The organism is Sphingomonas melonis (assembly GCF_013409985.1).
GTDB classification, from domain to species: Bacteria; Pseudomonadota; Alphaproteobacteria; order Sphingomonadales; family Sphingomonadaceae; genus Sphingomonas; species Sphingomonas melonis_A.
This window is the reverse complement of record NZ_JACCBY010000010.1, coordinates 1-24,056: the sequence shown is the minus strand read 5'-3', so window position 1 is coordinate 24,056 and position 24,056 is coordinate 1. Positions and strand designations below refer to the sequence as shown.

Genomic DNA, 24,056 nt, shown 5'->3' with positions numbered 1-24,056 from the left:
ATCCGGGAGTTTTCGTGCATGGCCAAACGGCTGACCTTGTTTATCGTGATCGGCCTGTTGCTTGGCGTCGTGGTGGGGCTGGCGCTCAACGCCTGGCTCGACGACGGCTCGCCGGACGCGGCGGCGCGGCTGAAGGCGGTCGCCGGCTATTTCGCGATCGGCACGACGATCTTCCTGCGGCTGATCAAGATGATCATCGCGCCGCTCGTCTTCGCCACCCTGGTCAGCGGCATCACCCAGATGGGCGACACCGCGGCGCTGGGCCGGGTCGGCGCCAAGGCGATCGGCTGGTTCGTCTCGGCCAGCCTGCTGTCGCTCGGCCTCGGCCTCATCCTGGTCAATGTGATCCGGCCCGGCGTCGGCATCAACCTGCCGCTGCCGCCGGTCGACGCCGATGCCGGCATCGCCACCGCCGCATTCAGCCTCGACAAATTCATCACGCATATCGTCCCCGCCTCGATGGTCGAGGCGATGGCGACCAACGAGATCCTCCAGATCGTCGTCTTCTCGATCTTCGTCGGCGTCGCGATCACCGCGGTCGGCGAGCGCGCGGCGCCGCTGACGCGTGCGATCGACGGGCTGGTCGCGGTGATGCTGCGGATCACCGATTATGTCATGCGGGTCGCGCCGCTCGCGGTGTTCTGCGCGGTCGCCGCGACGCTGACCGAACGCGGCCCGGGGGTGATCGGCCAGCTCGCCTTCTTCATGGGCAGCTTCTACCTCGCGCTGCTGTGCCTGTGGGCGATCCTGCTCGGCATCGGCTTCCTGTTCATCGGGCCGCGCATCCGCGAGCTAATCGGCTATGTCCGCGAGCCGCTGCTCGTCGCCTTCACCACCGCCTCGTCGGAGGCCGCCTATCCGCGGATGCTGGAGGCGCTCGACAAGTTCGGGGTGCCGCCGCGGATCGCCAGCTTCGTGCTGCCGCTCGGCTATTCGTTCAACCTCGACGGCTCGATGATCTACATGACCTTCGCGTCGCTGTTCATCGCCCAGGCCTATGGCATCGATCTGCCGATCGGCACGCAGATCGCGATGCTGCTGTTCCTGATGATCTCGTCCAAGGGGATCGCCGGCGTGCCGCGCGCCAGCCTGGTCGTCATCGCCGCGGTGCTGCCGGTGTTCAAGATCCCCGAAGCGGGCCTGCTGCTGATCCTCGCCATCGACCATTTCCTCGACATGGGCCGCACCGCGACCAACGTGATCGGCAATGCCGTCGCCGCCTCGGTGGTGGCGAAATGGGAAGGCGGGTTCGACCCGCGCGAGCCCGCGACGATCGATCCCGTCGTCGCTGAGGGGCCGGCGGCACCCGCGGCGACCAGCTTCCGCCACTAGGCCGGATAGGCATCCAGCCCCATTCCTCCCCCGCCAGGGGGAGGTGGCATGCCGAAGGCATGACGGAGGGGGAGGTAAGTGACACGTTCGTTCCGTGTCCTCCCCTCCGTCACGGCTTCGCCGCGCCACCTCCCCCGGCGGGCTGGGCTATCGCATAGGAACGTTTGTTTGAGCCGATCGCCTTCCAACCCCACCCGTCACCCCGGACTCGTTCCGGGGACCACCCTGCGGCGGGGAGAAGGGCCTGATTTGACACCATTCTCCTGCGGTACGGTGGACCCCGGAACGAGTCCGGGGTGACGGCTATGATGAGGATGCCGATCGAACCTCGCCACCCCAGCCATATGCAATCGCCCTGCCCTGACGGGGAGGAGTTTGCTCCAAAGCCTGAATGTCGAGTCCCGCCTGGTCTCCTCATTCCTCCCCCCCGGCACCCCGGCGTCCCGCGGGGGTGCCGGGGCGTCAGGCGTAGGCGTAGCGGCCGCCCTTCTCCAATGCCGCCTGATAGGCCGGCAGCGCGTGGACCTTCTCCAGCCAGGCGATCGTCGCGGGGCGCGAGGCGTCGAGGCCGGCGCGGCTGCGCGCCGCCTCGATCGGGAAGCTCATCATGATGTCGGCGGCGGTCATCACCTCGCCGGCGAACCACGGGCGCTGCGCCAGCTCCGCTTCGACATAGTCGAGGTGGACGTCGATCATCGGCTGGATGCGCTTGATCGCGGGCTTGCCCATCAGCGGGATGCGGCTGAGCACCAGCTTGAGCAGCAGCGGCGGCATCATCGAGCCTTCGGCATAATGGAGCCAGAAGCGATAGCGCAGCGCCGAGTCGCGGTGCGCCGGAGGCCCGAGCCGGCCATCGGCCTTCTCGACGAGATATTCGACGATCGCCCCGGTCTCGGCGATCACCCGGCCCCCATCGGCGTCGAGGTCCTCGATCACCGGCGACTTGCCGAGCGGGTGGACGCGCTTCAACTCGGGCGGCGCCAGCATCGTCTTGGGATCGCGCTGGTAGCGCTTCACCTGATAGTCGAGGCCCAGCTCCTCGAGCATCCACAGGATGCGCTGCGAGCGGCTGTTCTCGAGATGGTGGACGATGATCATGGTCTCTCCCCTGTCGCGCGTGCGGTCCATACCCATGCCGCAGCGGGAAAATCCACGACGCGGCCATTTCGTTGCGCCGCCAGCGCCGCGCGCAGCCGGGCGGCGAGCGCCGGGCGATCCGCGGCAGCGGCATCGCGCAGGCGCGAGGCGGCGGGGCCGATGCGGGTGAGGAAGTCGGCCGCATCTGCGACGGGGTCGTCGCCCGCGCCGACGCGATAGGCGAAGCGGACCAGCGTTGGGGTCGCGTTCCCCCAGCCGGCGGCAGTGAGGCTCGCGGCGGTCGCATCGGGATCGGCGAAGGCGAAAGGGCCGGGCGCATAGGACGCGCGCGGCGTCGCGGGGGTGATCAGCGTCGCCCAGCGATTGTCGTCGACCGGCGCGAAGCAGGTGAAGACGATATGGCCGCCCGGCCGCGTCGCGGCGCGGAGCCGGACGAAGGCGGCGACGGGGTCGGTGAAGAACATGACGCCGTGGCGCGAGACCAGCAGGTCGAGCGGCGCGTGATCGGCGGCGACGGCGAGCGCATCGCCGTGATGGAAGGCGAGATTGGCCAGTGCCGCGTGGCGGGTGCGGGCAACGGCGATCAGGTCGGGCGAGAGGTCGGCGCCGATGACGCGGGCATCGGGGCGGGCGGCGGCCAGCGCCGCGGCGGTGCCGCCAGCGCCGCAGCCGATGTCGAGCGCGGTGATCGGACCGGGGGCTGCGGCGGCGCGGATCGCGGCGTCAAGGTGCGGGGCGAGCGCGGCGAAGGCCCGGTCGGTGCGGCGCCACTCCTCCGCCCAGACGGTGCCGACGCGGCCGGTCCAGTCACTGGTGGTCGTCAACGGTGGTCCTCCGGACAAGTGGCATGATCGGGCGCCCGGTTACAGGTGGCATCGGTGCCGCCAACGGCCAACGCTCGGATGCGAGCGTGCGCCCGCCGTCATGGTCGCCCCCTCATGACACGGTTTTGCCGGGACGTCGCGGGCGGACGGCCTTGTGGGAGGATCGGGCGGCTGGGCGCAAGTCGCGCGGCCGCCCCTGCCCGCCACGCGGACGGTACCAAAGTCGGGAGTACGTCGACTTCAAAACCGCTCCAACCGAAAGGGGCCCGCCGTTGCCGGCGAGCCCCTCGTCCATCCTGAGCGGATGAGCCGGCATCAGATGTCGTCGTCGGCTTCCGGGCCGGCCATCATCTCTTCGGCAACCTTCTCGGTGCGCTGGCGGATCGCCTTTTCGAGACGGTCGGCCATTTCAGGATGTTCGCGCAGATAGGTCTTCGAATTCTCGCGGCCCTGACCGATGCGGACGCTGTCGTAGCTGAACCACGCGCCCGATTTCTCGACCAGCCCCGCCTTCACGCCGAGATCGAGGATCTCGCCGATCTTGGAGATGCCCTCGCCGTACATGATGTCGAATTCGACCTGCTTGAACGGCGGCGCGACCTTGTTCTTGACGACCTTGACGCGCGTGGCGTTGCCGGTGACCTCTTCCTTATCCTTGATCGCGCCGGTGCGGCGGATGTCGAGACGGACCGAGGCGTAGAATTTCAGCGCGTTGCCGCCCGTCGTCGTCTCCGGGTTGCCGTACATCACGCCGATCTTCATGCGCAGCTGGTTGATGAAGATCACCATGCAGCGCGAGCGGCTGATCGAACCGGTCAGCTTGCGCAGCGACTGCGACATCAGCCGCGCCTGCAGGCCGACGTGGCTGTCGCCCATCTCGCCCTCGATTTCCGCGCGCGGCACGAGCGCCGCGACCGAATCGACCACCAGCACGTCGATCGCGTTCGAGCGCACCAGCGTGTCGACGATTTCGAGCGCCTGTTCGCCGGTGTCGGGCTGCGACACGATAAGTTCGTCGATGTTGACGCCGAGCTTCTTGGCATAGACGGGATCGAGCGCATGTTCGGCGTCGACGAAGGCAGCGGTGCCGCCACCCTTCTGCGCCTCGGCGATGACGTGCAGCGCGAGCGTCGTCTTGCCCGAGGATTCGGGGCCATAGACCTCGATCACGCGGCCGCGCGGCAGGCCGCCGACGCCGAGCGCGATATCGAGACCGAGCGAGCCGGTCGAGATCGTCTCGACCTCCATCGACTGTTTCGCGCCGAGCTTCATCGCCGAGCCCTTGCCGAAGGCGCGGTCGATCTGCGCCAGCGCGGCGTCGAGCGCCTTCTGCCGGTCGGTGTTTGCGGTTGCCATGCCGGTGTCGATCACTTTCAGATTGGCGGCCATCGGGAGGTTCCTCGCTAGAGCAAGCGCGTCACCAGGGCAACGCGTCTGTTTTGCTATGTACGGCCTTTGTTCCCTTGGAACAAGAGGGGAACGGAAAGATAGCGAGCGGCTTTTGGATGTCGGCGTGGCGTATCGTTCCTCGGGTCACCCGTCGCCGAGAACGCAGATGGCGCCCTGCCCCGTCAGGTCAGCGTCGTGGCCAGCGTCCACCAGCCTCGGGCGGACGCCCTTTCGCTCGCGGCATCGCGTGCGTCGATGCTATCGAACAGCGCGAAGCACGTCGCGCCGCTGCCCGACATCCGCGCAAGCCGGACGCCCGTCGCAGCGTCGAGCAGCGCCAGCACCTCGGCGATCACCGGCGCGATCGCGAGCGCCGGCGGCTGGAGATCGTTGCGCCCCGCCAGCGCGCGCGCGAGCAGATCGCCGTCGGTGGCGATGCCGCCGCGATCGACGCCGTCCCAGCGCGCGAACACCGCGGCGGTGCTCACTGCGATGCCGGGGTTGACCAGCAGCAGCGGGGTGCCGGCCAAGCCATCGACCGGCAGCAGCGCCTCGCCCTTGCCGGTGCCGAGCGTCGCGCGGCCGAGCAGGCAAGCGGGGACGTCGGCGCCCAGCGCTTCGGCGATGACGAACAGGCGCGGATCGTCCGGCGCGATGGCGTGGAGCTTGGCGAGAGCGCGCAGCGTCGCCGCCGCATCGGCCGAGCCGCCGCCGATGCCGGAGGCGATCGGCAGATGCTTGTCGAGCGTGATCGCATGCGGCTGGGCTATGCCGAAGCCGTCGCGGAAGGCGTGGGCGGCGCGGATCACCAGATTGTCCGCCTCCGGCGCGCCGGCAAGCGCCGCCGCGAACGGCCCGGTGATCGCGAACCGGTCGACCGCGTCGGGGACCAAGGTGACGCTGTCGCCGTCCGCCGCGAAGACGAACAGCGTCTCCAGCGCGTGATAGCCGTCTGGCCGGCGATGGCGGACGTGGAGCGCGAGGTTGATCTTGGCGGGGGCGGGCTCGACGATCATCGGCGTGGCAGCCCCTGCACCGCCTTGGCGGCGAGCCGCGTCGCATCGGCGGCGGATGCGGTCAGCGCCGCGGCGCGCCATGCGTAACGCGCCTCGTAGCGGCGGCCACGCGTCCAGTAGAGATCGCCGAGATGCTCGCCGATCTCGGCATTGATCGGATCGCCCGCCGCCGCCCGCTCGATCAGCGGCTGCGCGCGCACGAGGTCGCCGCCGAGATAATAGGCCCAGCCCAAGGAGTCGGCGATCGAGGCATCCTCCGGCTTCAACGCATGCGCGCGTTCGAGCATCGCGATCGACTGCGGCACGTCGACGCCGCGCTCGGCCTGCGCGTAACCGAGATAGTTGAGCGCGAGCGGTTCGCGTGGCGCGATCGCCACCGCCTTCTGCAAGGCGACGCGCCCCGCCGGCCAGTCCCCCGCCTGTTCGAGCGCGCCGCCATATTGCAGCCATGCGCTCCACGCGGTCGGATCGGCATCGACGACGCGGCGATACCAGCCCGCCGCCTCGCGATGCCGGTTCATCGCGGTGAGCTGATCGGCATAGGCCTGCCAGTCGCTCTCCCCCGCCCCCGGCCGCTCGGCACCGCGGCGGGCGAGCGCCAGCGCGTCGTCGGCGCGGCCGGCGGCGGTGAGGATGCTGATCCGCGTCGCCGCCGCGGTCGAGGCATAGGGGCTGGTCGCCGGGATGCCGTCGAGCGTCGCCAGCGCGCGCGACACCGCACCGTCCCTGGCGAGCGCGCCGGCGAGCAGCAGGCGCACACGATCGTTGGCGGGATTGGCGATCACCGCGGTGCGGGCGAGCGCGATCGACAGGTCGTTCGCCTCCTGATCCGACAGGTCGCCGGCGATGCGGCCGAGCAGCCGCGACACGCCGAAGCCGAGCGTCGGCTGCGCCGCATCGCCAGCGCGCAATGCCGCGAACACCGGGTCGGCACCGGCGAGCAGCGTACGCGCCTGCTCGGTGTCGCCGCGGCCGAACAGCAACTGGCCGGCGGACAGGCGCAGGTCGATCGGCGAACCGGTCGCGCGGAGCGCCTGGACGGTGGCTAGCCCCTGCGCGGTCTCGCCGCGCGCGATCTGGAGCAGCGCCGCGGTTTCGGCGGTGAGCCGCTGGGTGACGGGGTCCTTGCCCGCCCTGGCGATCTGCGGCGCGGGATCGCCCCCCTGCGCGAAGGCGATCCAGGCGCGCAGCGACGGCACCAGCACCGCCAGCGGCGTCGTGGCGAGCGCGTCAGTCGCGGCGGTGGCGCCGGCGATATCCTGCCTGGCCGCGGCGACCGACAGCGGCAGCAGCGGCAGCTCGATCGGCGCACCGGGGCTGCCGCGCAGCACCGCCGCGGCGCGGGTGGCGAGCGCGACATCGCCCGCCGCCAGCGCCTCGCGATAGGCGCGCAGCGCGACCGCGCGGCTGGCCGGCGCGCCGGCGAGCGCACGTGAATAGCCGGCGATCGCGAGATCGACGCGGCCGTCGGCATCGGCAGCGCCCGCCTTGAGGTAATCGGCGAGGTGGCCGGTATCGGCCGCCGCGGGAACGCTCACGCCGAGGCTCACCAGCGACGCGAGGAACAGGCGTTTACATGTTGGGATAATTGGGGCCTCCACCACCCTCCGGCACCACCCAGTTGATGTTCTGGGTCGGGTCCTTGATGTCGCACGTCTTGCAGTGGACGCAGTTCTGCGCGTTGATCACGAACTTGGGATCGCCGGTCTCCTGGCCCACGATCTCGTAAACGCCGGCCGGGCAATAGCGTTGCGCGGGCTCGTCGTAGAGCGGCAGGTCGTATTCGACGGGCACGTTCGGGTCCTTTAGCGTCAGATGGACCGGCTGGTCCTCCTCGTGGTTGGTGTTCGACAGGAACACCGAGGACAGGCGGTCGAAGGTCAGCACGCCGTCGGGCTTGGGATAGACCGGCGGCTTGACCATGTCCTTGCGCCACAGGCTCTCGTGATCGGGATGATGCTTCATCGTGAACGGCATCTTCAGGCCGAAATGCTCGAGCCACATCGTCACGCCGGCCAGGCCCGAACCCAGGAAGTCGCCGAACTTCTTGACCAGCGGCACGACGTTGCGGACGATCGACAGCTCCTTCCTGACCCAGCTCGCCTCGAACGCCTCGGGATAGGCGGTGAGTTCGTCGTGCTGGCGCTGCGACAGGATCGCGGCGGCGGCGGCCTCTGCGGCCATCATGCCGCTCTTCATCGCGGTATGCGTGCCCTTGATCCGGGGCACGTTGAGGAAGCCGGCGCTGTCGCCGATCAGCGCGCCGCCCGGGAAGACCAGCTTGGGGATCGACTGCAACCCGCCGTCGCTGATCGCGCGCGCACCGTAGGAGACGCGCTTGCCGCCCTTGAGCAGCGCCGCGATCTCAGGATGCGTCTTCCACTTCTGCATCTCCTGGAACGGCGACAGATAGGGGTTGGTATAGTTGAGCCAGGTGACGAAGCCGAGGCTGACCTGGCCATTGGCCTGATGGTAGAGCCAGCCGCCGCCATTGGCGTCGTCGCCGAGCGGCCAGCCCTGCGTGTGGATCACGCGGCCGGGCTTGTGCAGCGCCGGATCGATGTCCCACAATTCCTTGACGCCGAGGCCATAGACCTGCGGCTGCGCGTCCCTGGCGAGGTCGAAGGTGCGGATCACCTCCTTGGTCAGGTGACCACGACAGCCTTCGGCGAAGAAGGTGTATTTGGCGTGCAGTTCGAGGCCGGGCGTATAGTCGGGCTTGTGCGTGCCATCACGCGCGACACCCATGTCGCCCGTGGCGACGCCCTTCACTCCGCCCTGCTCGTCGAACAGGATCTCCGCCGCGGCGAAGCCGGGGAAGATCTCGACGCCCAGTTCCTCGGCCTTGCCGGCGAGCCAGCGGCACAGATTGCCGAGGCTGCCGGTATAGGTGCCCTTGTTGTGCAGGAACGGCGGCGTCCACAGATGCGGCAGCACCGTCTTCTTCTTGGGCGTCAGCACCCAATGGAGGTTCTCGGTCACCGGCACCTCGGCGAGCGGGCAATCCTCGCGCCAGTCGGGCAGCAGTTCGTCGAGGCTGCGCGGGTCGATCACCGCCCCCGACAGGATGTGCGCGCCGACCTCCGACCCCTTCTCCAACACGCAGACCGACAGGTCCGCGCCCTGTTCGGCCGCGACCTGTTTGAAGCGGATCGCCGCCGACAGGCCCGCCGGGCCGGCGCCGACGATCACCACGTCGTAGGGCATCGATTCGCGTTCCGACATCATTCCACTCCCGGCACCATCCGCGGTGCATCGTGCTTGCGGTTGTCGACGGCTTGAAAAGCGTCCAGGCGCGGGCCGACAACGTCTCGTCTCCGAACCGCGATCGGACAAGTTGACGCAAACGTCAACCTGGAGAAGGGATACGGTAACAAAAAGGAATATCGTGGGGGCCGATCAGCATATCGACTGGATGAGCAGCGTGGGCAGCGCGCTCGACTGGTGGCAGGAGGCGGGCGTCGACACGCTCGTCGACGACGCCCCGCGCGACTGGCTGAGCCAGCCGATGCCCGCGCCCGCCGCCTTTGCGGCGGCCGCCGCCGCCTCGGCCGCAGCGGCGCCGGCGGTGCCCGCAGCCGCGACGATGCCCGACCAGCTCGCCGATTTCATCGCGTGGCGGATGGGCGATGCCGCGCCGGAGGTCGAATGGCGCGGCGTGTCGATCGCGGCGAGCGGCCCGCCCGACGCGGCGATCATGGTGCTGGTCGATTGCCCCGACAAGGACGATGGCGACGCCGGCACACTGCTGAGCGGCGCCGCCGGGGCGCTGTTCGACCGGATGCTCGCCGCGATCGGCCTGTCGCGCGAGACCGTCCACCTCGCCGCGGTCTGCGCCAAGCGGCCGGTCGCCGGTCGCATGCCGCGCGACACCGAGGCGCGGCTGTCCGACATTTCGAAGCATCACATCGGCCTCGTCGCGCCGAAACGGCTGCTGCTGCTGGGCAATGCGGCGAGCCGTGCCATTCTGGGGGCGGAAATGCCGGGGACGCGCGGGTCTTTGCATTCATTTAACCATAGAAGCGGAGAGACCGGGGTCGTCGCCAGCTTTCACCCGCGCTTCCTGCTCGAGAAGCCCGTGGCGAAGGCGGAGGCCTGGAAGGATCTGCAATTGCTGATGGGAAACCTGCCCGCATGACCCGCACGCTCGCGCTGACCCTGGCGCTGGTCGCGCTGCCCGCCGCCGCGCATGCCGCCACGCCCGTCTCGCCCGACGTGTCCGCGGAGCCTGCCGCACCGGCCGGCGACGCCCGGCTGCCCGGCCCCGGCGCGGTCGCCGACCGCATCCCCGACCAGCTCGATCCGGCGCAGCGCGAGGGCTATCGCGCGGTGTTCCAGGCGATCCGCGACGGCAAATGGCAGGACGCGCAGCTCGGGCTCGACGCGATGAAGCCCGGCCCGCTCCACGCGATCGCGCGCGCCGAGCTGTTCACCGCCAAGGGCTCGCCGCGGGTCGAGATGGAGCCGCTGGTCGCGCTGCTCAACGAAGCACCCGAACTGCCCGAGGCCGAATCGCTCGCCCGCCTCGCCCGCGCGCGCGGCGCCACCGAGCTGCCGCCGCTGCCGCAGGCGCAGCGGCTGATCTGGCAGGACGGCGCCCCGCGCCGCGTCCGCGCCAAGGCGACGCGCAGCGACGAGATCGCCGCCGACCTCGCGATCAAGATGCAGCCCTTCGTCAAGGGCGACATGGGCGCGGAGGCGCAGGCGCTGCTCGAATCGATGCCCGGCCTCACCCCCGAGGCGCAGACCGAATGGCAGGCCAAGGTCGCCTGGATGTATTTCCTGACCGGCGACGACATCAACACCCGCGCGATGGCGGCGAAGGCGGCAGCGGGCTATGGCGACTGGGCGGTGCAGGGCCGCTGGACCGGCGCGCTGGCGGCCTGGCGGCAGAACGACTGCGCCGCGGCGGAAAGCGGCTTCGAGGGCGTCGCCGCGCGCGCGACCGACGTCGACCTGCGCGCCGCCGCGCTCTACTGGACGTCGCGCGCCGACATGGTCTGCGGCCGGCCCGACAAGGTGCAGGCGCGGCTGCAATCCGCCGCGCAATTCTCGGAGAGCTTCTACGGCCAGCTGTCGCGCCAGGCGCTGCTGATCAAGGACAAGGGCAAGCCGTCGACGCAGGTCGTCGCCGCCGACTGGGCGCGGCTCGACAAGCGGCCGAACATCCGCGTCGCCGCCGCGCTCGCCGAGATCGGCGAGACCGACCTCGCCGACACCGTCGTGCGCCAGCAGGCGCGGATCGGCGACCCCTCCGAATTCGGCAGCCTGGTGCGCGTCACCGAGGCGCTGAGCCTGCCCGCGACCACCGTCTGGCTGGCGCACAATTGCCCGCAGGGCGTCGTCGCCACCGCCGAGGCGCGCTATCCGACGCCGAACTGGACTCCGTCGAGCGGCTGGCGGATCGACAAGGCGCTGGTCTATGCCCACACGCTCGAGGAGAGCGGCTTCCGCAACAAGGTGGTCAGCCCCGCCGGCGCGTATGGCCTGATGCAGATCATGCCCGCCGCCGCGACCGATTATTCGCGCGAGCGCGGCCTGCCGCTCGACAAGGCGGCGCTGACCAAGCCCGCTACCAACATGGACATCGGCCAGCGTCATCTGGAGCGGCTGCGCGACATGGCGGGCGTGACCGGCGGCCTGCTGCCCAAGGTGATCGCCGCCTATAACGCCGGGCCGCGCCCGGTCGGCGACTGGAACGCGCTGGTCCACGACAATGGCGACCCCCTGCTCTACATCGAGAGCATCCCCTATTGGGAGACGCGCGGCTATGTGACGACGGTGCTGCGCAATTACTGGATGTACGAGGCGCAGAGCGGCCGCAAGGCGTCGGTCAGCCGCTCCGCGCTGGCGCAGGGCCTGTGGCCGCGCTTCCCCGGCCTGCCCGGCGCCGCCGCGGTGCGGATCGCCGGCCGGCCGAGCAACAGTGCGATCGCGGTCAACGGCAGCGTCAGCCCGCAGTCGCGCACCGTCACCGCCAACTGACGGGGACCGAATCGGTCGGGGGCTGGTGATCTATGGTGCCGCCGACGGCGGGCGTCCGGCGGGCACACCTCCCGTCGTTCCGCCGTGCCGGTTCCGTCGTACGGGGCGGGCGTTGATCGATAGCAAGGATCGATGGTATACTTTGCCATGGGTCCGATCGACGAAGTCTTCTGGCAGACCGAACCGGAGTTGTTCGCGTCCTTGCCGGGCGGTGCGGCAATCATCGACTGGTTCGGCTTCATGCCGTCCTTCCATGATGCTCATCTGGCTGACCTCACCATCAGCAATGGGACCGCGACGATCAAAATCGACGCTTTCAGAATGACAAGTGAAGTGGATGAGCGCGGGTACTTCATCCTTGATCGACATGCGCAGGTGACGATCGCGATCGGAAAGGTCAGCGGCCTGCTCCTGCGAGGGGACGCGCAATCCATCATATCCCAGCTGGGCATCAGGCGGATTGCCGAAGACCGGAAGATATCCAACACGTGTGTAGGACCACGTGCGGGGGACTTCGAGGTCAGTTTCGATACCAGCTACGGTATGGAAGGGACGATCTTCGGGGAGGAAGTCGTTCTCTCCCTTACACCCGAAAATCCATCCTAAGGCGACCTCCGTCCGTGCCTGAGCCGCTATCCGCCCTCGCGCGCTGAGAGCCGGGCGTTCCGACTTCACCCGGTGCGGGCATCCACGCACCCAAGCCGCCACAAGCGATCGGCCGTCCGCTGACGGCGCCCTGCGACCCGCTTTTCATCAGCCCGATCCCCCGACCATTCATGGGCTGACTTTTGCCCGTCGGTCCCTCTACAATCTCCTTATGGCAATCGGACTGGACAATGCAGGCTTCAGCGATGCGCTGGTGATCCTGGGGGCGGCGGGGCTGGTGATCCCCGCCTTCGCGCGGTTTCGCGTCAGCCCGATCATCGGCTTCATCCTCGTCGGCATGCTGGTCGGGCCGGACGCGCTCGGAGCGCTGACCGACCGCGCGCCGTGGCTGTATTACGTCACCATCTCCAACCCGCATTCGATCGAGCCGTTCGCCGAATTCGGCATCGTGCTGCTGCTGTTCTCGATCGGGCTCGAACTGTCGTTCAAGCGACTGTGGGCGATGCGCGCGCAGGTGTTCGGCACCGGCCCGGCCGAGCTGATCGGCTCGGCGGTGCTGATCGCGGTCGCGGTGCACCTGCTCGGCCAGGATTGGGGCGGCGCCGCCGGCCTCGGCCTCGCGCTCGCGCTGTCCTCGACCGCATTGGTGCTGCCGCTCGTCGGCACGACCAGCCCGGTCGGCCGCGCCGCCTTCGCGATGCTGCTGTTCGAGGATCTGGCGCTCGTCCCGATCATCTTCGCGCTCGGTGCGATGGCGCCGACCGCCAGCCCCGACGGCTGGGTCGGCATCGCCGGGGTCGCGCTGCGCGGGCTGGCGACGGTCGTCGTCATGTATCTCGGCGGCCGGCTGGTGCTGCCGCGGCTGTTCGCGCAGGCGGCGCGCACCAAGAGCCCCGAGCTGTTCCTCGCCGCCTCGCTGCTCGTCGTCATCACCGCCAGCGTCGCGACCACCGCCGCCGGCCTGTCGCCGATCGTCGGCGCGCTGCTCGCCGGGCTGCTGATCGCCGAGACCGAATATCATACCGAGGTCGAGGTGATCACCGCGCCCTTCAAGGGCCTGGCGCTCGGCGTGTTCCTGATCACCGTCGGCATGAGCGTCAATCTGCGCGAGGTGCTGGCGAACTGGCCGGCGCTGCTCGGCGCGGTGGTGGCGGTGGTCGGCGTGAAGGCGGTCGTCACCTATCTGCTGCTGCGCGTCGCGCAGACCGGGCGCGGGATCGCCGCCGAGACCGGCCTGCTGATGGGCAGCCCGTCGGAGACGACGCTGATCGTGCTCGCCACCGCGGCGCAGGCCCAGCTGATCCTGCCGTCGACCGCCGCCTTCTGGCAGACGGTGACCGCGATCGGGCTGACGATCACGCCGCTGCTCGCCAAGGCGGGGCAGCGGCTGTCGCGCGGTATCGACCGCTTCACCCCCGGCGACGGCCTGCCGGTCGACGATCTCGGCGAAGGGCCGGGCGCGGTGGTGATCGGCTTCGGCCGTGTCGGGCGGATGGTCGCGGATCTGCTCGCGGTGCACAACCAGCGCTATATCGCGGTCGAGGCGGATATCGACGCCGTCGCCGAGGCGCGACGCAGCGGCCACCCGGTGCTGTTCGGCGATATCGCGCGCGGCGACTGGGTCGACCGGCTCGACCTCGCCCGCGCCCGCGCGCTGATCCTGACGATGGACGATCCGGTGCTGACCGTGCAGCTGACCCGGCGGATGCGCGCGCTCGCGCCCGACCTGCCGATCATCGCGCGGGCGCGCGATCCGCACCACGCCGCCGAACTCTACCGCGCCGGCGTCACCGACGCGGTGCCCGAGACGCTGGAAAGCTCGCTGCAATTGTCGGAAGCGGTGCTGGTCGACCTCGGCGTAGCGATGGGACCGGTAATCGCCTCGATCCACGAAAAGCGCGACGAACTGCGCCAATCGATCCGCGCCGCGGCGGAAATCGACCGCGAACCGCGCATACGCCGGGTGCGGCGGCTGGGGGAAGCGCTCTAAGGTCCAAATCCAATCAGCATCTTGAGGGATAATAATTTTCCTGAATTATTGATCGAGTGAATCAGGAAGAGGGAGGCATGGCGCTGTTCTGGTTATCGGATTGAGACGTAGACGCTGATCTAGCCGCATCTTCGCAGACTAGCTCGGTGCCCGGCAGTTAGACGATCGGCGGATGATATGGGGGGATCGCGCATGTGTTGGAGATCGACCACCGCCGGTGGCTGCGGGGCAGGCGACCATCTCAAATTGCTTTTCCATGCTGCGACGTAGTGCGTTGGATTCTGGCACTAACGTGGGAAAGGGAGCGTCGGGAGTTTATCCTGCAGACTTTGGCCTCGTCTGCGCCAGCAGCGAAATCGCTCGCTTCAATTCGCTTTCATCCAAATTCGCATAGCCGATCCGGAACGCTTCGGGGGCGTGCGCTCCATCAAGCGCAAATCGCAGGGCCGGCATGATGGAAAGACCGGAACGCGCTGCGTTGGCCGCCCATGTTTCCGCGCTCAAGCCCGCACGCAGGCGCAGCCAGATCGCGAGGCCGCCGGCCGGCAGGTCGAAGGTGACAGCCTCCCCCAACGTTCGGCTGATTTCCGCGGCCAGCAGATCGCGGCGTCCGGCATAGACGCGCCGGGCCTTGCGGGTGTGGCGACGCAGGTCGCCGTCCGCGATCAGGCTTGCGAGCGCCTGTTCGAGCGGGAGGTCGCCCTGGCGATCAATCGCTTCTCGCCGGTTAGTCATCCGCCGGAGGACTTCCGGTGGTGCTACGACGTAGCCGAGGCGGACGGCGGGCGCGAGCAGCTTGGACAGTGAGCCGAGATAAATAACAGGAAGGTCCGGCCCGGCGCGTGTGGCCAGCGGCAATACCGGCCGCCCTTCGAAACGATATTCATGATCGTAATCGTCTTCAATAAGAGTGAGTGCGTGGCGGCGGGCCAGATCGAGGAGCTTGAGGCGCCGTCCGGCGCCGAGCGTCACCGTGGTCGGATACTGGTGGTGCGGTGTGACGTAGACGGCCTTCAGGCTGGGTTCGCGCGCGGCGATCTCCGCCAGCCGGTCGACGTCGATCCCCTGCCCATCGACGCGGACGCCGATCACGCGCGCGCCGGCGGCGCGGAACGCCGCCCAGGCAAGCGGATAACCAGGCTCCTCGACCGCGATCGTTTCGCCGGGGACGAGGATCGCGGCGGCGGCGAGAAACAGGCCCATCTGGCTGCCCCGCGTCACGATCAGGTCTTCGGGCGCTGCTGTCACGCCGCGTTCTGCGACGAGATAGTCCGTTAGCGCCGTCCGCAGCGCAAACGCACCGCGCGGATCGCCATAGCTCGCCTGCTCCAGAAAACCTGGAGACAAGAGCGCACGTCGGAAAGCCCGCGTCAGCTCGGTGCGCGGCATGAGGCGGGGATCCGCGGCGCCGTCCGTTATATGGAGGGCTGGTGGCGGCGTGGTGCCGGTCGCCCCGCGCACAGGGTTACGGTGCGGTATCTTGGGCGGGGATTTCGGCGCCCCGGGCAGGTCTTGGGCGACGAAGGTGCCGCGTGAGGGCCTAGCCACCAGCCAGCCCTGCATGGTCAGCTCGTGGAAGGCAGCGTCCACCGTGTTGCGATGGACCTTGAGCTTGCCCGCCATGGCCCGCGTTCCGGGCAGCGCATCCCCCGGTTTCAGACGTCCGCGTTCGATCTCGCCCACAATGGACGCGGCGATGGCGAGAAAGACCGGCTGCGCGCCCTTCTCCGGCAGTTCGATGCTGATGTCCGCACGCTTGCCCATCCGGCCTATGCCAAATTCAGGAACCGGCACTTCATGCTAGGCCGGACGCCCTCTATTGCATGGTGAGAGGACGGCGGCAATCGCGGCGTTGAAAGTATTGTCGGTCGCATTTGCTTCACGCGAGCCGCCGCCACTTCGCCTGACACGGCATCAGAAGGAAGACCGATATGGCCAAAGGCGCGCCCGCCATGCTGAAGACCGCCGTCGCCATCCGGCACGTGCATTTCGAGGATTTGGGTACATTCGAGGCGGTGCTGACCGCCGCCGGATATCGCATCCATTATTACGATGTCGGTGTCCACGAGCTTTGGACACTCGATCCTTTGCTGCCCGATCTGTTGATCGTGCTGGGTGGTCCGGTCGGACTCCATGAGGCCGACGCCTATCTCTTCCTCGCCGACGAGAAGCACATCCTCGAAGCCCGGCTAGAGGGAAACGGCCCGACGCTCGGTATCTGCCTCGGGGCGCAACTGATCGCGTCAGTGCTGGGCGCAGAGGTCGCGCCGACCGGCAGCAAGGAGATCGGCTTCTCGGAACTGAGCTTGACCGAAGCCGGACGGGCATCGCCGCTCCGGCATCTGGAGGGCGTTGCCGTGCTGCACTGGCATGGCGATGCCTTTCAGATTCCTGAAGGGGCAGCGTCGCTGGCGACCACGCCGGCTTGCGCCACGCAGGGCTTTGCGCTCGGCAGCCATGTGCTCGGCTTGCAATTTCACCCCGAAGTCGACGCCTGTGCCGGAATCGAGCGCTGGCTGGTCGGCCATGCCAGCGAGCTTGGCGGAGCGCAGATCGATCTCGTCGCCCTGCGCGAGGATGCCGCGCGCTTCGGCCCGGCCTTGCGGGATGCCGCGCGCCGGTTGTTGACCGAATGGCTGCAAGGGGTGCGGGCATGACGGGGACGTTAGACACGGATCTCAGTCTCGCCATCGCGCAGGAGGCCGAACGGCAGCACGCACATATCGAGTTGATCGCCTCGGAGAATTTCGTCAGCGCCGCCGTTCGCGCCGCGCAAGGCTCGATCCTCACGAACAAATATGCCGAGAGCTATCCGGGGCGGCGCTATTATGGCGGCTGCGCGGCGGTCGACAGGGTCGAGCAACTGGCGATCGACCGCGCCTGCCGACTGTTTGGCGCGGCACATGCCAATGTCCAGCCCCATAGCGGGGCCAACGCCAATATCGCCGTCCTGTTCGCGCTGCTCAATCCGGGTGATCGGATCATGGGGCTTGATCTCGCCTGCGGCGGTCATCTCACCCACGGCGCGCCGGTCAGCCTGTCGGGCCGATGGTTCGCAGTCTCCGCCTATAAGGTTCGTCCCGAGGACGAACGGATCGACTATGACGCGCTGGAACGCCAGGTCCATGAGGAGCGACCAAAACTGATCTTCGCTGGTGGCTCGGCCTATCCGCGCGAGATCGATTTCGCGCGGATGCGGATGATCGCCGATTCGATCGGCGCATGGCTGGTCGCCGATGTTGCTCATTATGCCGGGCTGATCGCGGCGGGCCTCTACCCCAATCCGCTGCCGCATGCCCATGTCGTCACCTCGACCACGCACAAGACGCTGCGCGGCCCGCGCGGTGGCCTGATCCTTACGGACGATCCGACGCTCGCGAAGAAGATCGACAAAGCGGTGTTCCCCGGAACGCAAGGCGGCCCGCTGATGCATGTCATCGCGGGCAAGGCAGCGGCTTTTCACGAAGCCTTGCAACCGGCATTTCGCGACTATGCGAACACCGTCATCGCCAACGCGAAGGCGCTGGGACAGACGTTGACCAATGGCGGCCTTCGGCTCGTGACCGGCGGCACAGATTGCCATATCCTGCTCGTCGATCTGCGATCGTTCGACCTGACCGGCAAGGCCGCCGTTGAGGCGCTGGACCATCATGGGCTGACCGCCAACAAGAATGCGATTCCCTTCGATCCACTCCCGCCGACCATTACCTCCGGATTGCGGCTCGGCACGCCGGCGGCAACGTCGCGCGGGTTCGATGAGGCCGCCTTCCGGGAGGTCGGCGATCTGATCCTTAATGGTCTGCGGGCGCTGCGCGAGGGGCGCTCTGCGGACCCATCGATTCAGAGCCGGGTCCGCAGTCTGACCGATCGCTGGCCGCTCGGAGATGCCGGCCATGTCTGAGGTCGTCGCCAATCTCAACCTCGTTCGCGGACGGATCGCCGATGCGGCGGTGCGATCCGGCCGCCCCCCCAATGCGATCCGCCTTGTCCTAGTGACAAAAACCATCGAACCGCCTCGCATCCTCGAAGCGGTAAGCGCGGGTCAGACCGACTTGGGCGAAAACAAGGTGCAGGAAGGCGGTCGCACGGCAAAGGCGCTGGCCGGTGAGTCGGTTCGCTGGTCGATGATCGGCCATCTCCAGAGCAACAAGGTCAAGGAGGTGCTACATTTCGCCGATGAGGTACAGTCGCTCGACCGTCTGTCGTTGGCGGTGGCGCTGGAGAGGCGGCTCCAGCTTCTGGGGCGCGGACTCGATGTGCTGGTCCAGGTCAACACCTCCGGCGAAGCCAGCAAGTTCGGCCTTGCCCCCCGGGAAGTGCCAGTCTTTCTGAAGGAGCTGGCGGCGTTCGACGCCCTCCGCCCAAAAGGCTTCATGACGCTCGCCACCTTCACGCCCGACGAAACCGAGGTGCGGCGCTGCTTCCGTTTGCTGCGCGACGTTCGCGACCAGGCGCGACAGGACGCGCCGCGCGGCGATGCGCTCGCCGATCTATCGATGGGTATGTCCGGCGATTATCGCTGGGCGATCGAGGAAGGCGCGACCATCGTGCGTGTCGGACAGGCGGTGTTCGGTCCCCGGCCGCTGCCCGATTCCCACTACTGGCCCGGTGCTGCGGGGACGGCGTGATGCTGGTGATTTCGATCTAAAGCCAGGTTGTTCATGGCCATGTCGGCAACAGCGCCGCCGTCTACCCGATGCAGGCCGCGGCCGTGACGGTCGCGGCGGTTCCGACCGCGCTCCTGTCCAACCACCCGCATTATCCGACGATGCGAGGCCGAATTCTCGACGACGGCCTGGTCGATGATCTCCTGCGTGGCGTGAAGGAGCGTGGATTGGTCGAGCGCGCCACGGTGCTCATCACCGGCTATCTCGGCTCGCCCGAGATCGCGCACTGGGTCACGGATTTCGTGGCGGATGCCAGAAAACGCAACCCGCGCCTCATCTATCTCTGTGATCCAGTGATGGGCGACGATGATCTCGGCGTGTTCGTGGCCGACGGCATCGCGGAAGTGTTCCGCGACCAGCTCGTGCTGCTGGCCTTGCTCATCACCCCAAACCCGTTCGAGCTGGAATATCTGACCGCCCATGAGGCGCGTGATGTCGGCGATCTGCGTACCGTGTGCAAGCAGATTGCCAACCACGGTTGCCAGGCGGTGATTGCCACCGGCTGCACGCTCGCCGACACGGCATCCGGTCAGGTCGAGACAATCCTGTGCGAGGCGGGGCCATACGACGCGGGCAACATGCTTCTAGTCGCCACGCCACGCCTGCCGATCCGTCCTTGTGGCACGGGCGATCTGCTCGCCGGGCTTACGGCCGCGCATCTGGCGAATGGAGCGACGCTGCCGGATGCAATGCGATACGCGGTCGAAGGAACCCATGCCATTCTTGAGAAAACCTGCGATGCACAGGCGGAAGAATTATGTCTGGTGTGATGCGGCTAGGTGTTCAGTCCCGGCATCTGGTGGATCGGATTGACGATGAACCGATCTGGCTCTGACGTCCAGATCTTGGCGATGTATTCGTAGGGTGTAAGCCCGCTGAGCGTCTTGAGCCGGCGGGCGAAATTGTAGGCGGCCATGAAGTCGGCGAGGTGCATCCGCAGTTGTTCATGGCTCTCGTAGTGGAAGCGTTTGACGGTCGCCTCCTTGATGGTCCGGTTCATCCGTTCGACCTGTCCGTTGGTCCACGGATGGTTCAGCTTCGCCAGACGGTGCTCGATCTCGTTTGCCTCGCAGATCATGTCGAACCGCATTTGGCGCGACCAGGCGGTGTTGCGGTTACGAGGCTGCTCGGCGAACTGGATGCCGTTGTCCGTCAGAATGGTGTGGATGCGGTACGGCACGGCCTTCAGCAGGTGTTCGAGGAACTCCCATGCTGTCCGGCGATCAGCCTTGTCGACCAGCTGCGTGACCGCGAATTTGCTGGTGCGATCGATGCCGACGAACAGGTAAAGCTTGCCTTCGGCGGTCTGCACCTCTGCGATGTCTATATGGAAGAAGCCGATCGGGTAGCGCTTGAAGCGCTGCCGCAGAGGTGGTTCGGCTTGTCTGCACAGGCTCGCAGCTTGGATAAGTGGATTGCCGCTGGTTGATCATGCCGCTGCGAGAAGCGGCTGTTCGAAGTATGCCTGGTCGGGCGTACGACCTCCAAGCGCGGAGTGCGGCCTGACGGCATTGTAGAACGTGAAGTAGCGACCGATGCCGGCACGGGCCTCGGGGACCGAAGCGTAGGCGTTGAGGTAGACCTCCTCGTACTTCACCGAGCGCCAGAAGCGCTCCACGAACACGTTGTCGCGCCAGCAGCCCCTCCCGTCGATGCTGATGGCGATCGCCGTAAGCGTCCGGTGAAGGCGTCACCTCAGGTGGGACGGTAGTTCCACGGCAGGAGTTCGGCGACCCGACGTGCCGGATGGTCGGCGATGCGGCTGATGGTGTCGGCCAGCCAGGCCTCGGGGTCGACGCCGTTGAGCCTGGCGGTTTCCACGAGGCTGTAGATGCTGGCGGCGCGGTGACCACCTTTGTCGGAGCCGGCGAACAGCCAGTTTTTGCGGCCCAGAGCGACGCCGCGCAGCGAGCGCTCGGCGGCATTGTTGTCGATCTCGAGGCGACCATCGTCGGCATAGCGGGTCAGCGCCTGCCAGCGGGCGAGCGCATAGCGGATGGCGACCGCGAGGTCGGAGCGCCGGGACAGCTTCGGTCCGGTCGCGTCGAGCCACTGGCGGAATGCATCGAGCAGCGGTCCGGCCCGCGCCTGGCGCACGTGCCGTCGCTCGTCAGGAGGCTGACCACGCACGTCTTGTTCGACCGCATAGAGGCCAGCGATATGGTCCAACGCCTCGCGGGCCGTGGCGGAGCCGGTTGCGGCATGGACGTCGAAGAACTTGCGCCTGACATGCGCCCAGCAGGCCACCTCTGCGATGCGCTTGCCATAGAGACGGTCGAACCCCGCATAACCATCGGCGTGCAGATCGCCCCGGAACCGGGCAAGATGCCCGGCGGGGCGTTCGCCCTTGCGGTCGGGCGCGTAGCGGAACAGCACGGCGGGCGGAGCGTCGCCGCCAGCCCCGCGCTCGTCACGCACATAAGTCCACAGCCGGCCTGTCCTCGTACGACCGGCGCCGGGGGCCAGCACCGGCACGGGCGTGTCGTCGGCGTGGAGGGTCGCACCGCCCATGACGTGGCGCTCGAGCGCGTCGACCAGCGGATCAAGGAGCGCGGCCGAGCGCCCGACCCAGTCGGCGAGCGTGGAGCGGGCAAGGTCGACGCCCTGGCGCGCATAAATGCCCGACTGGCGGTAGAGCGGCAGATGGTCGGCGTATTTGGACACCAGCACATGTGCGAGCAGCCCGGCGCCGGGGCGGCCGCGCTCGATAGGCATGGACGGCAACGGCGCCTGCACGATACGCTCGCATGACCGGCAGCTGAGCCGCGGCCGGACGTGGCGCACGACCCGGAACGAGGCAGGGACATAGTCGATCTGCTCGGTGACATCGTCGCCCATACGCCGCATGGCACCGCCGCAGTCGGGGCAGACGCACGGTGCCTCATGCACGACATCGGTGCGGGGCAGATGGTCGGGCAGCGGCTGTCGATACGGCCTGGCGGTTTCCCGTGTCCGGGTGGCCGCCGGCATCGCCGCAGTGGCGACTTCCGCCTCACACTCCTCCAACCCTAGTTCCAGCTGGTCTGCCTGGTGCGTCAGCTTCTCCGACGAACGGCCGAACGCCATGCGCCGCAGCCGCGCGACCTGCATCCGCAACTGCTCCAGCTCGGCGCCGGCCGCGACGAGCATGGCCTTCAGAAGGGCGATATCGTCGGGCAGCGAGGCGGCATCGGGCGACACGCCCGCTTATACCAGAACACCCGTGCCGATACACGCGAAAGCCGCAGGAAACCGTGCTTTCCTACCAGGCCAAGGTCGGCTGCGAGGACCGGATCGGATGCCGCCAGTCCACCCCTTCGAGTAGCATCGACAATTGCGCCGGGGTCAGTACCGCAACGCCGTCCGCGGTCGCTGGCCAGGTGAACCGGTCCCGCTCCAGGCGCTTGGCATGGAGCACCAGTCCCTGGCCGTCCCACCACAGCAGCTTGACCAGGTCACCGCGCCTGCCCCGGAAGGCGTACACCGCACCGCCAAACGGATCCTGGCGCAGCCGCTGCTGTACCAGCGCGGCCAGCCCGTCGAAGCCCTTGCGCATGTCTGTGACACCGGCCGCCAGATACACCCGGACACCGCTTGGCGGCCCGATCAAGCAAACCCGGCCAGCACGGCCTTCAGCACCCGCGCGTCGATGGGAGGCACCAGGCGGATGCGCTGCCCGGCTCGGCCGACCACCTCCACCACACCTGGCCCGAGTGACTCTGGCTGCGGCACCATCGGCACGCCTGCCACCTCGACTGGCACGAACGACGCCCCGGGCAACGGCAATGCCTCGCTCGCCACCCCGTCGCGCAGCAGCGTGCGTCGCCAGCGGTACACCAGCGACGTGCACACCCGGTGACGCCGCGCCACGTCCAGCACGCTTGCCCCCGGCATCATCGCCTCCGACACGATCCGTGCCTTATCATCGTCGCTGAACCGTCGCCGCGGCTCAGTCCCGACCATCTCGATAATTCGCGTCGCCATGATACCGCACCGGTGTCTGCCACAGTGTCACACCTGTGGCTTGCGGATCACCTCGTCAGCAAGGCGGAGAAGACCGGACGCTTACGATCTGCTCGCGGTGAAGGACGGCGGTGAACGCCGTGCTGGTGAACTGCGACCCCTGATCACTGTTGAAGATAGCGGGCTTGCCGTAGCGGGCCAGCGCGTCCTCCAGCGCCTCGATGCAGAACCCGGCATCCAGCGAGATCGACACCCGCCACGCCAGCACACGCCGGGTGAACCAGTCGACGATGGCAACGAGGTAGACGAAGCCGCGTGCCATGGGCACATAGGTAATGTCGGTAGCCCAGACCTGGTTCGGCCGGATCACCGCCAGCTTGCGCAGCAGGTAGGGATAGACCTTGTGCCCCGGTGCCGGCTTCGACGTGCTCGGCCGGCGGTAAATCGCCTCAATCCGCATCCGCTTCATCAGCGTCGCGACGTGTAGCCGGCCAATCTCAACACGTTCCTGCCGAAGCAGATCGCGCAGCATCCGGCTGCCCGCGAACGGATAGAGCAGGTGCAACTCGTCGATCCGCCGCATGACCGCCAGGTCAGAGTCCGGCACAGCGCGTGGCAAATAGTAGATGCTGCCGCGACTGATGCCGAGCTGCCGCGCCTGGGCGACCAGCGACAGCGCGTGACCACGGTCGATCATCGCTTTGCGCTCGGCAACAGACCGGCCTTCCCGAGCGCACCGGCCAAAAAATCGTTCGCCAGCGTCAGCTCGCCGATCTTCGCATGCAGCACCGTCACGTCGATCGCTGGCTCTGCCGTGACCGGCTCGGCCCCGAACACGTCCGCCGCACCCTCCAGCAGCCGCGCCCGCCACTGGTTGATGAGGTTTGGATGCACATCATACTGCTGCGCCAGCTCGGCCAGCGTCTTCTCGCCTCGCACGGCGGCCAGTGCCACCTTGGCCTTGAACGCCGGGCTGTGGTTCCGGCGCGGTCGCTTTCTCATCTTGCCTCCTGATCGCGGCCAGCATGGCCGCTGTCAGACCGGCAATCCACTTTTCCCCGCTGTTCAAATTCCCCGAGCCACCTCTGTGGATCGTCATTTCACCACGTGCTGAGGGCGGGTGCCGGCTGCCTCCCTTTGTTCTCCTGACGACGCACCCTATCCGAGCGAGGCGGGGTATGGTGCGATGGCTGCGGCGATACCGCTG

Annotated in this window: 18 protein-coding genes and 4 pseudogenes; 9 read left to right on the top strand and 13 right to left on the bottom strand. The window is 67.9% G+C overall.

The genetic code is table 11. From position 1 onward, the window contains the following. Positions 1 to 18 precede the first annotated feature (18 nt). Positions 19 to 1,332, top strand: a complete 1,314-nt coding sequence (locus HD841_RS19795; RefSeq protein ID WP_179510625.1) for a dicarboxylate/amino acid:cation symporter — start codon at positions 19 to 21, stop codon at positions 1,330 to 1,332. 462 nt (positions 1,333 to 1,794) lie between these two features. On the opposite strand, the gene HD841_RS19790 is transcribed toward HD841_RS19795, so the two are convergent. From HD841_RS19790 to HD841_RS19765, 6 genes are all read right to left on the bottom strand, one after another. Continuing rightward, the gene (locus tag HD841_RS19790) at positions 1,795 to 2,430 is read right to left on the bottom strand and encodes a glutathione S-transferase family protein (protein ID WP_179510624.1); all 636 of its coding nucleotides are present in this window, start codon (positions 2,428 to 2,430) and stop codon (positions 1,795 to 1,797) included. Then, on the bottom strand, positions 2,427 to 3,254 hold the full coding sequence (locus tag HD841_RS19785; protein ID WP_179510623.1) for a class I SAM-dependent methyltransferase: 828 nt from the start codon (positions 3,252 to 3,254) through the stop codon (positions 2,427 to 2,429). Before HD841_RS19785 ends, HD841_RS19790 begins: the two co-directional genes overlap by 4 nt. Before the next feature lie 315 nt (positions 3,255 to 3,569). Beyond that, positions 3,570 to 4,643 carry a recombinase RecA gene (gene recA / locus HD841_RS19780; RefSeq protein ID WP_179510622.1) on the bottom strand — a complete coding sequence of 358 codons (1,074 nt, stop codon included), beginning with the start codon at positions 4,641 to 4,643 and terminating at the stop codon, positions 3,570 to 3,572. A gap of 182 nt (positions 4,644 to 4,825) precedes the next feature. Beyond that, a complete protein-coding gene (locus tag HD841_RS19775) occupies positions 4,826 to 5,659 on the bottom strand; it encodes a 4-(cytidine 5'-diphospho)-2-C-methyl-D-erythritol kinase (RefSeq protein ID WP_179510621.1) in 834 nt (277 codons plus the stop codon). After that, positions 5,656 to 7,197: a hypothetical protein gene (locus HD841_RS19770; RefSeq protein ID WP_179510620.1), complete on the bottom strand. Its 1,542-nt coding sequence runs from the start codon at positions 7,195 to 7,197 to the stop codon at positions 5,656 to 5,658. Before HD841_RS19770 ends, HD841_RS19775 begins: the two co-directional genes overlap by 4 nt. A gap of 34 nt (positions 7,198 to 7,231) precedes the next feature. Then, positions 7,232 to 8,884, bottom strand: a complete 1,653-nt coding sequence (locus HD841_RS19765; protein WP_179510619.1) for an electron transfer flavoprotein-ubiquinone oxidoreductase — start codon at positions 8,882 to 8,884, stop codon at positions 7,232 to 7,234. A 163-nt stretch (positions 8,885 to 9,047) separates the two neighbouring features. On the opposite strand from HD841_RS19765, the gene HD841_RS19760 reads away from it, so the two are divergent. From HD841_RS19760 to HD841_RS19745, 4 genes are all read left to right on the top strand, one after another. Continuing rightward, the gene (locus tag HD841_RS19760) at positions 9,048 to 9,797 is read left to right on the top strand and encodes a uracil-DNA glycosylase (RefSeq protein WP_179510618.1); all 750 of its coding nucleotides are present in this window, start codon (positions 9,048 to 9,050) and stop codon (positions 9,795 to 9,797) included. After that, positions 9,794 to 11,644 carry a lytic transglycosylase domain-containing protein gene (locus HD841_RS19755; protein WP_179510617.1) on the top strand — a complete coding sequence of 617 codons (1,851 nt, stop codon included), beginning with the start codon at positions 9,794 to 9,796 and terminating at the stop codon, positions 11,642 to 11,644. The genes HD841_RS19760 and HD841_RS19755 overlap by 4 nt, the downstream gene beginning before the upstream one ends. 132 nt (positions 11,645 to 11,776) lie before the next feature. Beyond that, on the top strand, positions 11,777 to 12,250 hold the full coding sequence (locus HD841_RS19750) for a hypothetical protein (protein ID WP_218845667.1): 474 nt from the start codon (positions 11,777 to 11,779) through the stop codon (positions 12,248 to 12,250). A 211-nt stretch (positions 12,251 to 12,461) separates the two neighbouring features. Continuing rightward, on the top strand, positions 12,462 to 14,240 hold the full coding sequence (locus HD841_RS19745) for a cation:proton antiporter domain-containing protein (protein WP_179510616.1): 1,779 nt from the start codon (positions 12,462 to 12,464) through the stop codon (positions 14,238 to 14,240). Between the two features lie 315 nt (positions 14,241 to 14,555). Here HD841_RS19745 and pdxR read toward each other — a convergent pair whose 3' ends face one another. Continuing rightward, on the bottom strand, positions 14,556 to 16,004 hold the full coding sequence (pdxR, locus tag HD841_RS19740) for a MocR-like pyridoxine biosynthesis transcription factor PdxR (protein WP_179510615.1): 1,449 nt from the start codon (positions 16,002 to 16,004) through the stop codon (positions 14,556 to 14,558). A gap of 167 nt (positions 16,005 to 16,171) precedes the next feature. Here pdxR and HD841_RS19735 point away from each other — a divergent pair, with 167 nt between their 5' ends. The 4 genes and pseudogenes from HD841_RS19735 to pdxY all read left to right on the top strand — a co-directional run. Next, complete coding sequence (locus tag HD841_RS19735) at positions 16,172 to 16,897, top strand: glutamine amidotransferase (RefSeq protein ID WP_257015832.1); 726 nt, start codon at positions 16,172 to 16,174, stop codon at positions 16,895 to 16,897. Continuing rightward, the gene (gene glyA, locus HD841_RS19730; RefSeq protein WP_179510614.1) at positions 16,894 to 18,141 is read left to right on the top strand and encodes a serine hydroxymethyltransferase; all 1,248 of its coding nucleotides are present in this window, start codon (positions 16,894 to 16,896) and stop codon (positions 18,139 to 18,141) included. Before HD841_RS19735 ends, glyA begins: the two co-directional genes overlap by 4 nt. Next, on the top strand, positions 18,134 to 18,868 hold the full coding sequence (locus HD841_RS19725; protein WP_218845666.1) for a YggS family pyridoxal phosphate-dependent enzyme: 735 nt from the start codon (positions 18,134 to 18,136) through the stop codon (positions 18,866 to 18,868). The genes glyA and HD841_RS19725 overlap by 8 nt, the downstream gene beginning before the upstream one ends. A 32-nt stretch (positions 18,869 to 18,900) precedes the next feature. Next, positions 18,901 to 19,677: pseudogene (gene pdxY, locus HD841_RS19720) on the top strand (pyridoxal kinase); the annotation flags it as partial. Positions 19,678 to 19,682: 5 nt separating this feature from the next. Here pdxY and HD841_RS19715 read toward each other — a convergent pair. The 6 genes and pseudogenes from HD841_RS19715 to HD841_RS19690 form a co-directional block, all read right to left on the bottom strand. Then, a pseudogene (locus HD841_RS19715) lies at positions 19,683 to 20,273 on the bottom strand (DDE-type integrase/transposase/recombinase); the annotation flags it as partial. Positions 20,274 to 20,336: 63 nt separating this feature from the next. Continuing rightward, a pseudogene (locus tag HD841_RS19710) lies at positions 20,337 to 20,573 on the bottom strand (integrase core domain-containing protein); the annotation flags it as partial. A 29-nt stretch (positions 20,574 to 20,602) separates the two neighbouring features. Further along, positions 20,603 to 22,036 (bottom strand): IS66 family transposase, encoded by a 1,434-nt coding sequence (tnpC, locus tag HD841_RS19705; RefSeq protein ID WP_179510648.1) that lies wholly within the window; start codon positions 22,034 to 22,036, stop codon positions 20,603 to 20,605. Positions 22,037 to 22,148: 112 nt separating this feature from the next. Further along, positions 22,149 to 22,496 (bottom strand): IS66 family insertion sequence element accessory protein TnpB, encoded by a 348-nt coding sequence (gene tnpB, locus HD841_RS19700; RefSeq protein WP_179510612.1) that lies wholly within the window; start codon positions 22,494 to 22,496, stop codon positions 22,149 to 22,151. Beyond that, positions 22,493 to 22,870, bottom strand: a complete 378-nt coding sequence (gene tnpA / locus HD841_RS21075; RefSeq protein ID WP_179510611.1) for an IS66-like element accessory protein TnpA — start codon at positions 22,868 to 22,870, stop codon at positions 22,493 to 22,495. The genes tnpB and tnpA overlap by 4 nt, the downstream gene beginning before the upstream one ends. A gap of 100 nt (positions 22,871 to 22,970) precedes the next feature. After that, positions 22,971 to 23,851, bottom strand: a pseudogene (locus tag HD841_RS19690) (IS3 family transposase); the annotation flags it as partial. Positions 23,852 to 24,056: the final 205 nt, after the last annotated feature.